Source organism: Hyalangium versicolor (assembly GCF_020103695.1).
Classification (GTDB): Bacteria; Myxococcota; Myxococcia; order Myxococcales; family Myxococcaceae; genus Hyalangium; species Hyalangium versicolor.
Map to the genome: position 1 here is coordinate 15,210 of NZ_JAHXBF010000006.1, position 14,390 is coordinate 29,599.

General features: G+C 67.6%; 5 protein-coding genes. 4 read left to right on the forward strand and 1 reads right to left on the reverse strand.

The features are described 5' to 3' along the window. Positions 1-49: 49 nt before the first annotated feature. A complete protein-coding gene (locus KY501_RS13965; RefSeq protein WP_224363421.1) occupies positions 50-2,314 on the reverse strand; it encodes a S41 family peptidase in 2,265 nt (754 codons plus the stop codon). A gap of 153 nt (positions 2,315-2,467) precedes the next feature. Between KY501_RS13965 and KY501_RS13970 the strand changes: the two genes are divergently transcribed. Genes KY501_RS13970 through KY501_RS13985 form a run of 4 tightly spaced genes read left to right on the forward strand, consistent with a single transcriptional unit; the run spans position 2,468 to position 14,355 of the window. Continuing rightward, positions 2,468-3,709 (forward strand): hypothetical protein, encoded by a 1,242-nt coding sequence (locus KY501_RS13970; RefSeq protein WP_224363422.1) that lies wholly within the window; start codon positions 2,468-2,470, stop codon positions 3,707-3,709. Continuing rightward, positions 3,706-8,316: a DUF6603 domain-containing protein gene (locus tag KY501_RS13975; RefSeq protein ID WP_224363423.1), complete on the forward strand. Its 4,611-nt coding sequence runs from the start codon at positions 3,706-3,708 to the stop codon at positions 8,314-8,316. Before KY501_RS13970 ends, KY501_RS13975 begins: the two co-directional genes overlap by 4 nt. A gap of 25 nt (positions 8,317-8,341) precedes the next feature. Then, on the forward strand, positions 8,342-10,660 hold the full coding sequence (locus tag KY501_RS13980) for a hypothetical protein (RefSeq protein ID WP_224363424.1): 2,319 nt from the start codon (positions 8,342-8,344) through the stop codon (positions 10,658-10,660). After that, positions 10,657-14,355 (forward strand): hypothetical protein, encoded by a 3,699-nt coding sequence (locus tag KY501_RS13985; RefSeq protein WP_224363425.1) that lies wholly within the window; start codon positions 10,657-10,659, stop codon positions 14,353-14,355. The genes KY501_RS13980 and KY501_RS13985 overlap by 4 nt, the downstream gene beginning before the upstream one ends. Positions 14,356-14,390 lie beyond the last annotated feature (35 nt).

A 14,390-nucleotide genomic window follows, 5' to 3' on the forward strand; every position in this document is an offset into this window, starting at 1 on the left:
CGGACCTGAGAGATTTGATGCGACTTGCCCGGTGACATGCAATTCCCCCCTACCGGGGAGCGCTGCTCGGAGCGGGGGCCTCGAGCAACCGGAGCGCCGCTTCGAGCACCTCGTCACGCCCGGCCCGCAGCCCCTGTAGCGTGGGGCGGACCCGGAGGTGCGGCTGGACGCCCAGGCATTGCAGCTGCGCCCCGTCCAGGTGACGGATCTCCGCCCCGCTGAAGAGGAAGTTGATGCCGCCGGGCAGGGAGAAGTCGGTGATGTCGCCGTTCGCTCCCGCACTGGGACTGCCGACGAAGGTGGTGCCGTTCACAGCCTCCAGCAGCAGGGCCACGCTCTCCGCCTGGCTGATGGTGCGCTCGTCGATCAGCGTCACCGTGCGGCCCTGGTACAGGGGGACATCTCCTCGTGTCACGGGAGAGCGCATCTGGAAGCTCATCGCCTGCGAGGCCCCCTCCACCACGTTCCAGAGGGCGAGGTTGGCGTCTGTTGCCTTCCGGGTGTTGAGGTATGGGGCCATGCCCCAGAGACCTTGAGGGTAGCCACGCAGGTCCAGCACCAGGGCACGGGTCCCCTTGAGTTGCTCGAACATCGCTGGCACCTCGGCGGCGCGCAGCAGGCCCAGGCGCACCAGCCCCACGTTGCCCGGTAGCACCCGGAAGGCGGGGCCATTCTCCGTGTACTCCTTGCCGAGGTTGTCGCGGCTGCGGCTGATGGTCACCTGTCGTGCCTGTCCGTCCGCGCCTCGGACCGTCAGCGTGGAGGTGGTGTCCACAGGGCCTCCGAGGGCACGCCGCAGGACCTTGAAGGCGCGATGGGACGGTGTGGAGGCGGTGACGTATGGTGTCAGCCGCTGGACCCGGGTGGCGATCGGCTCGCCGTCGATGGCTTCCACCACGTCTCCCACCCGGAGCCCAGGCGCCGCGGAGGGAACCTCGATCTCCACGACGACCATCTTCCCGTTGATATCGAAGACGTTCAGCGGCGCGACCCAGTCACCCCAGAGCCGGGTGAGCTCCGGGTGATCCCGCAGGAAGACGTGCCCGTCCTCCACCCAGGTGGACAGCTCCGCCACCGCGAGCACGTACTCGCGAGCGTCCCGCGCGGCTTCGAACTTCGGCAGGAAGTGGACCAGTGCTCCCTGCCAGTCGTGCGCGAACAGCCTCAAGGTGGGGTGGAAGAGCCGGATGACGTTCCAGGCGCGGATGGCCGCCAGCTGCCTCAGGGCCCGGTTCGGGTAGGCAGACTCCTCGTAGCGCTTGTCCGGTTTCCAGAGCGCGCGCGGCAGGGGCTCCGGCCGTGGAATGCGGGTGGGGACCTTCCACCCCCGGCGCGCCAGCTCCAGGGCCTTCTGGAGGGCAGCGTCCGAAGCATCTGCCGCGGGCCGTTCCGCGAGGCGCTCGTCCGCACGGAGCGGGACGGTGAACTCGCTGACGCGCACCCAGGCGGTGAGCCCTTCTCCCAGCTTCACCTCGAGCCGTTCCGCCCCCGAGCCCTGGCCGAGCTCTCCCTCGGAGAGGATCCGCGCGAGTCCCCGTTGCTGGAGTGCCAGGGCCACGGCGGGCACGACCGTGCCGGTGTCGAACAGGAAGACGAGGGGGCGCGGCCCGGGGCTGGCCTTGCCCGTGACGATGTCCTCGGAGAACTCCGTGAAGGCGATGCCGTAGCCCACGGGGATGCCCACCTGGGAGCGGTACCCGTCGCGGCGCACCATGCGCTGGGCGGGTGTGCGCAGCTCGCCCTGGAAGAGCTGGGGCGCGATGAGATCGAGCGCGTTGGCCATGCGGTAGGGGCCTCGCTCGTCGGTGAGGGCGCGGGCGCGCATGTCCACCACCACGGCTCGAGCCCGCTGGAGATCCGCGACGAGCGGCGCGTACGCCGGGGCGAACGAGCTGAGCGCGGGAGGACTCGCGGCGGCGGTGAGGTTGACGACCAGCACCTCCTTCTCCCAGGCATGCAAGGGACGGGGGTTGCGGGCGGGCCGAGCCTGGGGCTGGCTCGAATCCCAGGGCTCGACGCGGGTGGCCGGATCCCCCACCGTGTCCAGCATCTGCTGGAGGGCGCGAGCGTAGTCCTCGCGGCTGCGCGCGGCCTCCACGCGTGGGAGTGCCGCAAGCAGCGCCGCGTCCCAGTCGAGCTCCTGGCTGGCGAGGGTCGGATGGCGGTAGCGCACCTCGCCCCAGAGTTCAGCGAGACCGTGCAGGCGTTGGAGGCGCAGCGTCTCGGCAGGAGGGCTGGCGGATTCCTCGGCGAGGGCGGGGAGGGCCGAGAGCAGGAGCGCACAGGTGGAGAGCGCGGTGAGCGAGAGCCTCATCCTTCCAGCCTATCCGCGGCGCATGAAGGTCAGCGCATTTCTGCTCAGGGGCTTTCCCGAGTGCTGTCGCACCATTGCGCTACTTTGTGGGCTGCACCTGTCTATTATCGGAAGTTCGGAGGGCACCCATGCACGCGAGAGAGGAGCGTTCCAATGCCCAGCGTCGCCGTGATCCTGCTGCCCGGAATCCTGGGCAGCCCGCTCGTGGGGAAACGAGCCGGTGATGTTGTCTGGCCCGTCCACGACGAGGTCACGCTGTTGGGAACCGTTTATGGGAGGAGCGCGCTGGAAAAGGCCGGGTCTTTTGCGGACCCCATCGACGGCACTTCGCCAGGCTTCAATAGCCGAACAGCGCTCCTGCCCTCTCCCAACACCCCTTTCGCGGAGAGCCGTACGAAGAACGTCGCCGGCCTGTATCACGACTTCGTCACGAAGACGAACGATGCGAACGTCGAAAAGAGAGGCGAAGGGGGAGAATCCCTCTCGTTCACGCCCGATGTCTACGTCCTCAATTACGACTGGAGCCGGTCCACGCTCGATAACGTCGATGCCATCTGGAATGGAACCTCCGAGATATTGAAGAACAGCCTGCACAAGGCCTTCATGTACGTCGCCCATAGCATGGGGACGCTCGCGGCTCTGGCACAGGCGATCCGCCTGAAGCAAGGTTCCTTACCGCCCCATCAAGCCGCCTTCCTGGGGAGCGTCGTCGTCGCGGGTCCGATCATCGGCGCGCCAGAGACCCTCCGGCGGGTCGTGAACGGCGTCGCGGCCGCCTGGTACAACCCCAAGGAGAAGCTCGTCGCGAAACTTCTCGCCGAAGAAGGTTGGAAGTGCGCACTCCTCGTGCCGCACATCCCGGGGTTCTCGGATCTCTTCTGGTTCGACTCCGGAGATGACGTGGCTTCGCAGGTGTCCAAGGTGATGGGGTACCACTTCGCGGAGAGCAACCCGCAGTGGAAATGGACTTTCAGCGGAAGGGTGCATTGCCAGAGCTGGAGTTACGGCAACCAGAACATCCAAGCCCTTGTCAAACAGATGAGGAGGAACATCAAGAAGGGCCGTCAACTCAATACGTGGATCAAGTCGGAGCACAAGGACTGGACGGAGAACACGGTCGCGGTGGCCCTGAAGGGCAGGCAAACCCTGACGAAGCTGTCCCTGAAACTCGACGATATATATGTGGATCCCCCCGTTCCCACCTACGCGCTCAACGAGTTCGGGGACGGGACGGTTCCGTTGACCTCCCAGACTTTTGGATGCGCCAAATGGTGGGTCGTCCCAGGGGGCATCGATCATGGCGACGCGCTGACGGATCCTCGAGTCTGGCCCTCCGTGTACACCGCCATGAACCACCTCTACGGGGAGGGATCATCGAAGGGCTTGATCTCATGAACTTCGATACACTGCGGAAGGCGCTCCAAGGGGACGGCACGGGTGTGCGGCTCACCTATGACACGCTGAGCGACGAGCGGTTTCGCGGAGGGTTCGCGGCCCTCTGGGGGCCAGGAGGAGCCATCCGGATCCCCGGCGCGAAGCCTGTCGTCCACGAGGCGGATCAGTCAATCACCATCACCGGCGGGGCCGAGTTCCCCCAGGTGATGGAACCCGGCGGAGAAGCAGCTCCCTTCGGCATCGCGATCGCGGCGGTGCCCTGCGACCTGACGGCCGTCTTCACCCTGATGGGCGACGGGCAGGTGCAGGCCATCCTGTCTTTCAGCGTGCCGGCGGGGCACAGCGTCCAGAAGCTCTTTCCGAACCTGCCCGCTGCCTATGAGTCCGAAGGCGATGGCGGTGCCACGTCACTGCCAGATGTCTTGCCGATCCTGTGGGGCGAGGCCTTGAGCGAGCTCCGGCTCGTTTTCAGCACGCACCTCCTCCCCGGCGAGAACCCGCCGCTGCACGCGGGCCTCAACCTCCGCGCGAGGTGGACGCCGGCCAGGTTGACGCCTCCGCAGGGCACGGAGCTGGACCTTCACGGGCAGCTCGTGTTGCCGGATCCTCGAAAGCCAGCACCACCGCTCGCCGACGACGCCATGCCCTGGGATGAGAAGGCCGGCGAGCCGCTCCCCCCCGGGATTCACCTGCGCGCGGCGCTGCGCGAGCCACATCCGCTCTGGGGACATGGCACCTTCGCGGATCCTGCCTTCGTCTTCTATTCCCCGCTCACGCGCGGTGGGCTCCTGCGAAACCTGAGCTACAGGCCCAGGATGGCCTATCTCGGGACCGTCACCCTTGGAAAGCTTCATGGCAAGGAGGTCCGCGGGAGCGGCGCGCTCAGTGCCCACACGTGGGACGCGTTCGCGAAGGACGTGCTCCTCGTGTGCTCCTTCCAGGATGCCGCGCTGACGAGCGTGGGAGACGTGCTCACCCTCGCCAAGGATCTGCTGCGGCCGGACACAGCGGTGGACGTCCAGGTGCTGCCAGAGAGCGTCACGGTCGACGCGACCCACGCTCCCAGCCTCGAGAGGACATTCATCCGCCTGGTGAACAACGCGCCCGTGGCGGCCGGGTTCACGATCGGTCTGGGCAAGGCGGCGACGTGGACCGTTGTGGAGAAGGAGATCACGGCCGGGCTCACGAAGGTCCGCGTGGTGATCGCGAAGGGGGGCTCGGGTGTCAACGCCTGGGCCACGCTGACGGGCCAGCTCACGATGTGGAGCGCCGTGCTCGAGGCCAGCGTCGAGGTGCCCGGGTTCCTCATCCGCGCCCGGCAGGTCGGCGACATCCAGGTGAAGCTGCCGGACATCTTCGACCGGCAGGCCCACAGCGGCTTCCCCCGTCTCCAGGGCCCGAGCCTGGTGATCAAGGACATGAACCTGAGCGTGGCTCCCGCGCTCAAGTCCTATCGATTCTCATTGGGGATCCAGGGGGCCCTCTCTTCGCAGGACAAGCTGCCGGAGCTTCAGCTCACCCTGTCCAACGATGAATGGGCTTTGCATGGCTCGGGGGGCGAGAGCGGTGGTGGCCTGAAGCTCGGTGAGCTGCTGAATGAGCTGCTGCGGGCCATTGTCCGCAGCCAGGACGACCAGGGGCTCCCGACGAGCGTCACCTTGCCCGAGGTGCTCCAGAGCTTCACGCTCACGGGCTTCATGCTGAGCGCCCGCCGGGCCCCTGGCTCGACGTCTGGGAAAGGCAACCAGTACACGTTCTCCTGCGAGGGCACGTTCGACGTCGCCGACAAGCCGGTGCGCGCGGGTGTTCGCATCCAGTTCGCGCAGCAGCAGAACACGTACGCGGGCTGGCTCTTGGTCGGTGGCCGCCGCTTCTCGTTCACGGTCGAGACCACGAAGGGGGCCGAGCCCTCGCGCCAGCTCGTGGCGGCTTACAGTCATCCGGGCAGCGAGAAGCTGGGGTTCGGCGAGCTCCTTCGGGATGTGCTCCCGCTCTCCGAGGATGTGGCGAAGGACCTCGACGTCCTCCAGATCGACCTGAAGAGCGCCTTCTTCGCCTCCATCAAGGCGCCCCAGAAGAAGGTCCTCCTGGGGGTCGATCTCAGTGTCGGGTTCGATTTCAGCAAGCTGCCCCTCATCGGAAAAGGCATCTCCGTGGCGTATGAGGACGGTGCCGGTATCGACGATCTCCAGATCCTCTATGCCTCTCCGGATTTCAGCACGAGCGAGGTCTCGAAGCTGAACAGCCTCCTGCCGACGGAGATCACCCGCCTGCCGGAGGGACCTCAGCCCTCGCCCGGCGCCGGCCCCAATCCTCCCGCCCTGAGCCGGGGGCTCAACATCGCCGCCAACCTGAACCTGGGCGGTGCACCCCGACCGCTGAGCTTCCCCACGGCCAGCAGCGCCGGAGCCCCGCCCGCCAACCCAGGCACCCCGCCTGCTCCTGGCACGGACAGCGCCACCTGGTTCAGCGTCCAGAAGACCCTCGGCCCCGTTCACTTCGAGCGCATCGGGGTGGACTATCGGGACAAGAAGCTCTGGGTCCTCTTCAGCGCGTCGATCCGCGTGGCGGGATTGACCCTCTCCCTGGATGGCCTCTCCCTCGGCTCACCGCTCACGGAGTTCGAGCCCTCGTTCTCTCTGGCGGGCCTCGGGCTCGACTACACGCAACCGCCGCTCACCCTCTCGGGCTCGCTCCTCCGGGTGCTCGCGCCGGACGTCGACTTCCAGTTCGACGGCACCGTGGTGATCCGCGCGCAGGAGCTGGGGATCGCCGGGATCGGCTCGTTCGCCCAGACGAAGGCGGGCGACGCGTCCTTCTTCGCGTTCGCCCAGCTCGAGATGCCCCTCGGTGGACCCCCGCCCTTCTTCGTCACCGGGCTGATGGCCGGCTTCGGCTTCAACCGGAGCCTGGCGATCCCGGCGATGGATGAGGTCCAGCGCTTTCCGCTGTTGCTGCTCGACAAGAAGCGGGACGACGTCCTGAGCATCCTGGAAGGCCGGACGGCAGGCCCCGGGGGCGGCGTCCCTCGCCGCTGGATCACCCCCCAACCTGGGGCGCTCTGGTTCGCGGCGGGCCTGACGTTCACCTCGTTCGAGCTCGTCCACTCGAGTGCTCTCCTGGTCGTGGAGCCGGGGAGCGATCTCACCGTGGCGCTCCTCGGGCTCTCGACGATGCAGCTCCCGCTGCCCGCGGAGAGCTCCGAGTTCACCTATGCCTCTGTCGAGCTCCAGCTCAGCGCGGTCCTGAAGCCCGAGGCCGGTGTCTTCACGGCGGCGGCCCTCCTGAGCGCCAACTCGTACCTGTTCACGCCGAACTGCCGCCTGACGGGAGGGTTCGCCTTCTACACCTGGTACGGCAAGCACGTTCACGCGGGGGAGTTCGTGCTCACCCTCGGCGGCTATCACCCGGCCTTCGGGCCGCCGGACCATTACCCGAAGGTCCCCCGCCTCGGCTTCAACTGGCCCGTGAGCGACAACGTCTCCATCAAGGGAGACGCGTACTTCGCGCTCACCCCGTCGTGCGCCATGGCGGGCGGAGGCCTGGAGGTCCTGTTCCACGACGGCAGCCTGATGGCCTGGTTCACGGCGCACGCCGATGTCCTCATCTCGTGGAGGCCCTTCTTCTTCTCCGCGAGCATCGATGTCGACATCGGCATCGGCTTCCGGCTCAACCTGGGCGCGTGCTCGAAGATGATCACGCTCTCCATCGGCGCCTCGCTCGACCTCTGGGGCCCACCGACGGGGGGCGTGGTGCATGTCCACCTGGTGATCTTCACCTTCTCGGTGCGCTTCGGCTCCGATGCCGCCCACCAGAACGATGAGAAGGAGCTCGACTGGGCGAAGTTCCGGGCCCTCCTGCCCGCGAGCAACGTGTGCAGCCTCGCGCCGGGCGAGGGGCTGGTGGGCACCGCGGACAGCGACAGCGCCGCGAACAGCAACAGCAAGAAGCGCTGGTTCGTCCGGCCGCGGGGCTTCAGCTTCACGACCCAGTCCGCCATCCCCGCGAGCGCGCTGCAGGTCGACAACCATGCCCCGGCTGCTCACGCCGCGACGGCGATCCCCATCCGCCCGATGAACAAGGCGGCGCTCACCTCGACTCATAAGATCAAGGTCGAGCGAGACGGGGAGCCTTCGTTCAAGCCGGTCGGCTGGTCGTTCGCCCCGATCACGCGCAAGATGCCCGCGGCGCTTTGGAGCGCGCCACCCATCCCTTTCAAGCAGAGCCCCGCGAAGCCGAGCAGCGACGTCGTGAACGGCATGCTGGTCGGATACAGGGTGACGATGCCGGAGCCCACGTTGGGCAGCGCCGTCGGGCCCATCGCCTTCTCGGTGCTGAACGAGGAGTATCTCGACCCGGGGCAGGCGCCGCTGAGCCCTGATGTCGAGCGCACCGCGGCGTACGCGCCCGTGGCTTCGACCGCGACCATCGGCGAGATCGCCGACATGGCTCGAGGCAGTGCCCTGAGCGGGCGTGAGGAGCTGTTCGGCTCGCTGAAGAAGGTGGGCGTGTATGGCGGAGAGAATGGCAAGGTCGAGCGGATGGCGGAGCGCGCATCCCACCTCTTCGCCGCCCCTCCGATGCATATCGTCCAGGGCGCACCCTGATGCAGACGAAGCAGGACGGAGGAGCATGAGCACGGCCAAGGACCCCACTCCGATCCCGGTCGGAGACATCGCTTTCTACGACAACGACGTCCCCGTCCCTGCGGGCAGCTATCGGGTCTCGGTGGAGCACACCCTCTTCGAGGGCCGCCAGCAGGTGAACACCGAAGGGCTCGGGGCCTCCCAGGAGATCGTCGTCTGCGCGCCACAGTTCTCTCTCGAGAGCTCCGAGGCCGTCAGCCTGCATCCGCCGAACGCATCCAGCGGGCGATTCGGAGAGGAGCTGCCTCATGTCGTCCTGCGGGAGCCGGCGCTCCCCTGGGAGAGGGCATTGTCGGGCGCCAAGGACGGTCCGGCGCCCTGGCTGGCGCTGCTCGTCCTCACCGAAGACGAGATCCTGAACGGTCAAGGCTCCCCCACCCGGGCCCAGACGTCATCGATCGAAGCGTTCTTGAAGGAGGATGGCGCGATCCTGAAGCCCCGCGTCAAACGCGAGGCCGACATCGACGAGAAGACCTCGTGCAACTTCGTCGAGCTCTCCGTCCAGGTCTTCGAGGCGGTGGTGCCTCGCCTCGAGGAGCTCCGCTTCCTGGCGCACTGCCGGCAAGCCAACCTCGCGGACAAGGCCACGGTGGAGCAGGACCCCAACGGCTTCTTCTCCGTGGTGGTCGCCAATCGCTTCCCCGCCAGGCCTCCGAAGGGCGTGCCAGCCGTCAAGAACATCGTCCACCTCGTCTCCGTCGAGGGGTTGGAGCACCTGCTGGTCAAAGCCCCTGACTTCGGCGGGCACAAGAGCGTGGCCCTCGTGTCCCTCCTGAGCTTCACGTTCCAGTGCCTCGCCGATCACGACGCCGACTTCCGAGGCCTCGTCCAGGGGCTCGTGGCGCCGGAGCGTTCGAAGGCAGGGATCGACCCAGACAGGCTCTGGTTGCGCCTCCCCGTGCCGGATGCGCCTGGGGAGAGCGCCGCCGCGAAGGAGATGGTGGCGCGTGTGAAGCTGGGCTTCACGCCGCTCGAGTACCACACGCGAACGGGTGAGCAGACCTTCGCCTGGTACCGCGGGCCGCTCGTGCCGGTCTCGACCCAACCCCTGGTCAAATCCGGGCCGTTCCTCACCGCCGATGCCGCGATCGCGTACCAGCCTGCCTTCGGGGTCTTCGACATGTCACTCGCCGCGGCCTGGAACGCGGGCCGCTCCGCCGCGCTCTCCGACCGGGTCTTCTGTCAGCGGCTGCTCGACTTCCGCAGGCGGGCGCACAGGTTCACGGATCAGCTCCTCCATCAACTCCAGAGCAGGTACTTCCTCTCGAAGGACCAGATCGACAGCCTGAGCACGGACACCCGCGTGGAGGATGAGCTCCTCTCGGTCCTGAGCACGGAGCTTGTCGAGGCGCTCGGCGCCCCGATGGCGAAGCTCATCGCCCCGAAGGCCCCGCACCGCGCGCCGCCGCAGGGGGATCCGAAGGCCGCCGTGGCGGACTTCCTGGGCACTCCCGCGGTGCAGGAGAAGATCCAGCACCTGGTGAAGGACGACCTGCTCGGCGTGGCCGAATGGCTCGCCCGTCTCCTGCTGCTCGAACCCTTGCCCTTCAACAGCCTCGTCCCCGACGAGCGCATGCTGCCGGCCGAGTCGCTTCGCTTCTTCTACCTCGACAACAACTGGATCGAGGCCGCGCTCGATGGCGCGCTCAGCCTGGGTCTGGAGTCCAGCCGGCAAACCTTCTTCCACCGGATGACGCGCGATGTCCTGCACCAGGCCGCGTTCCGGGCCGCCCAGGCCGCGCGCGCGCATCTCCAGGGCTCGGATCCGGCGCCCAAGGAAGGCGGTGTCATGAGCGGGCTGTTGCTCCGCTCGGCGCTGGTCTCGGGCTGGCCCCACCTCGCGGTGCGCCCATATCTCCCGGACGGGAAGACGATGCTGCGGATCCTGCGCATGCATCACCTCTCGCCGAGCGTGCTCCTCTGCCTGTTCTGGGGCATCCCGAGCACCGTCGAGCTCAGCGAACCGCAAGAGGGGTTCCGCTTTGGCACGGACGACGACGGCAACCTCACGCTGCGCAACCCGATCGCTCCGGCCAAGGCCGGAGATGCCCCGGTGGGCCAACAGATCGGCAAGCCCTTCTCCCTCTCCAAGCCCCCGGAGAAGAAGCCCCCCTACACCCGCGGCGCCGAGAGCCGCGTGTTGGACCTCTCGCCCGGCAGTGAGACGGGCCTCGTGCGGGCGGTCGAACATGCGCTCGCCGCCGCGGCGCCCGGACCGATCGGCCGATTCGGTCCCGCCGAGTTCGCGCTCCAGATGATCAAGGCGCCCGAGGCCATCCAGTTCCCGTCGAGGAGCAAGCCATGAGCAGCACTGCCCCCGCCCTGGTCGTGCCGATGAGGTGCGAAGCCCTGGTCGTGAACGAGGGCGTCAAGAGCCAGCACGGCTTCCGCTGGTGGACCTTCAATTACATGGGCCTCCAGCATTTCCACAGTCCGGAGCCCGTGGCCCTGGATGGCGGCGTCGGCGGACAGAAGCCGGGCGTGTACCTGCACTGGACACTCCCCGCGGAGCTGCGCCAGAGCACGCAGGATTCCATCACGGGCACGATGAGCTCTCCGCTTGTTCCCAACCGCTACCTCGTGGTCCGGCTCTCGGGCACCGCGAAGCGAGAGGCCCGAGCGTGGGTGCTTGAGAGCGATTGCCCGTTCACGGCGCAGGTGAAGAGCGGTGACGTGGCGCACTCCTCGGAGTACCTCGTCGACGAGGCGATCGTCCGGATGTGGGCCGCCAGCGGCGATCCCTATCGCACGTCCTTCAAGTCCGCAGCCAGGGACCCCGCGCTGTTGATCGCCAACCTTGGCGTGGCGTTCGACGGGGCCTCCGGCTGGAAGGAGCGTGCCGCGACGTGCATGTTCCTCCAGGCGATCGCCCCGGCGAATCCTCACTTCTCGGGGTACTTCCCCCACCATCAGGGCGTGTTCGGGTTCTACGACGAGCTCCACGGCGTCGATCACGACACCCTCAGCTACTATGTCATCGGCTGGTACTCCGATCCGGCCAGGGATGCTGAGACGCTGGCGAAGCTCGGCTTCACCCGGGCCGCCGGAGCGGAGGGCGCGGCGACGCGAAGCCTCTACTCCGGCGCGGTCTTCCAGCTCGCATGGGACCGCAAGGGGGCGGCTCCTTCGCCCGATCCCATCGAGGACATCCACACGAGCGGCCGCCTGAATGTGGCGATCGCCAACAACACCATCGACGCCTTCTCGGCCCTGGTCAGCCAGCAGGTGAAGGATCCCGACACCTCGGCGCTTCTCCGCGCGTTCAACTACGATCTCCTGCCCATCCTCAACGACATCAACGGAGACGCGCTGCTGGAGGAGCGCATCCGGCAGGAGTGGTTCTCCCAGTCCGCCGGTGGCTATCGCTGGGCCATCACGGACCGGAAATCGGACGGGGGCGCGTCGACGGAGCTCACCGCGGAGGAGGCCTCCTGGCTTCAAGAGCTCAACGTCCGCCAGGGCCAGCTCGACGCGGCGCTCGAAGAGGTGTTCTCGCTCCAGTGGAGGCTCAGCGAGCTCTGGCACAAGAAGGGGTATCTCGGCGACAAGGTCAACGTCCGGCCAGAGCCTCCCATTGATCCCGACAAGTTCGGCCCGTTCCTCCAGGAACTGGAGAAGAACCTCGATCCCGACCAGCAAGGAAGCGTCGCCGCGGGGCTCGTTCAGAAGCTCGGACATGTGAAGGGTCTGCTCGCGCAGGTGCCGCAGCCCCGTTGGGAGAACGCAAGGACGCGAGAAGAAGCACTGCAAGCGGGGATCCTCGCGTTCGCGGAGCTCAGGGCGCTCCACCCCAGCAAGATCCTGAAGGCCGTGGCCGCGCCGCGCTATTACCGCGCGAAGAACCCGGTGGTCATCCTCTCGGGCGTCGAGCCCCCCTATGCGCCCGATCCGGGACAGGCAACCACGGTCCGGACATCGACCCAGCTCGTGACGGCGCTCCAGGCCAGCGGGAAGACCCTCTCGCGGGCCACGGCCGGAGCCGCGATGCCGGTGCTGCCAGGGCTCGCCGCGCTGCCCGACCTCGTGGGGGCGCTCTTCGACGAGCTCTTCCTCCTCGATGTCGCGAACGCCACCGCGCTCGCGGCGGCCGTGGGGCTCCCGTCTGGAGAGGACCTGTCCAGGGTCATGAAGGCGCGTGCCCCGGGAACATATCAACCCGCCTCCTGCGTCCTCCCCGCGATGCCCCTGGATGGGTGGAGCCAGCCGTGGGCGCCGCTCTTCCTCGAGTGGAAGGGAGCGTTTCTCCCCATCCCCGGTGATGGCGGGGCCTGGACCTTCGACGGCACCGAGTACCATTTCAACGGCAGCGGTGAAGCGCAGAAGCCCGTGCAGGTCGGCGGCATCTCGCTCCTCAGTCCGCATGCGCAGTTCGTCTTCGGTTCGCGCCTCAAGAAGTTCCTCCAGGAGTACGGAGCCGGGCAGTCGAAGCTCGCGGACCTGTCCCAGCAGATCGAGAAGATCTTCCATTGGAAGTTCCTCGCGCAGGAGCTCGTGGGCTTCCATGACAGCCTCGCCCTGCGCGATGGGCGTGCCCACCGGCGCCCGCTGCGCTCCGAGGCCGTGGGCCGCGACGCCCGAAGCATCGCCGAGCTGATGGGCCACGACGACGGCCAGACCGGTGGCCGCGATGCCTTGCCTCGCGCCCTTCGCGGGAGGGTGAGCTCCCTCCCGCTGATCCCCAATGGAGAGCCCCCCGTGTTCCAGGGGATCCGCCAAGGGCAGTTCTACTTCTCGGATCTGATGCTCTACGATCGCTTCGGGCGGGTCCTGTCGTTGATCTCCTCGAACACGTCCAGCGGCCTCCACGACTTCGAGACCTTCCCCGCCGTCGTCGATCCGGCCTTGGTTCCGGCGAAGGACAAGAGCCTCAAGCCACGGGTCCACGCGATGGTCGAGCTGCCGCCGCGCCCCATCCAGGGCGGCCGGATCGACCTGCAGCTCGTCGACAAATCGGATGACACCCGGCTCCTCTCGGAGGCGCCCGACGCCTGCCCGGTCTGCGCCTTCCTCATCCCCAATCATCTCGAGGGGAGCCTGCTCGTCCATGCGCCGGATGGGCGCAGCCTGGGCGAGATGCGGTTGGTGGTGGGACGCGATGGCGTGACGCGCACCGCGGAGTGGGCGCCCTCGGCGCACGGGGATGTGAAGGGCATCGAGGAGCTTGAGAAGATCTCCCCCCACCTCGCCAGGATGCTGGGCGCGCAGCGCTTCCAGAGCGAGGCCGGGTTCCGGGCCTTCCTGGGGGCCATCGACGCGACGCTCTGGACCATCGATCCGATCGGTGGCCGGGCCGATCAGGACCTCTCGACTCTCGTCGGCCGTCCCCTGGCGCTCGTTCGTGCGCGCCTGCAACTGCAGCTCCAGGGAGCGCCGTTCCGGGACACGGGCTGGGATGCGACCTTCGACAAGAGCCCGCCCGGGTACCTGTCACAGAAGTTTGCTCTTCGCGTGGGCGATCAGGCGACCCGGCAGGATGGCACCCTCGGGTATTACGCCGACGCCGCTCACGACAGCTTCAACAGCGTCGCCGCGCCCGACGCCGCGCTGAAGCAGGACTACGTGAAGCCGATTGGACCGCTCGGGAAGGGGCAGAACTATCTCCACCTCTCGTTCCAGGAAGGCACGTCCGCCTTCGTCACGCTCCTGGTCGATCCCCGCGCCGAGGTGCACATCGCGACGGGCATGTTCCCGATCAAGAAGCTCACGATTCCTCCCCGGTTCGTGGATGAACCCCTGTCCCGCCTGGAGATCGGCTTCCGCATGGGGCCAATCCTGACGGCGGTCCGAGCGCCACTCGAGAAGAACGCGCCGCCAGCGATCACCTACCCTCGTCCCGCCGAGCAGGGCGGCGAGTGGTCCTGGTGGGAGCTCGACAAGGACCAGAAGCCCGTGCCCTACGACATGCTCAAGGCCTCGACTCATGCCGAGCTGCCGCCCGAACCGACTACGCTCCGGGACGGCATCGCGCAGCTCGTCACCCGCCTGAAGCCCGGCACTTGAGCCGAGCGCCGCAGCCCGACAGCGTGATTCACGAG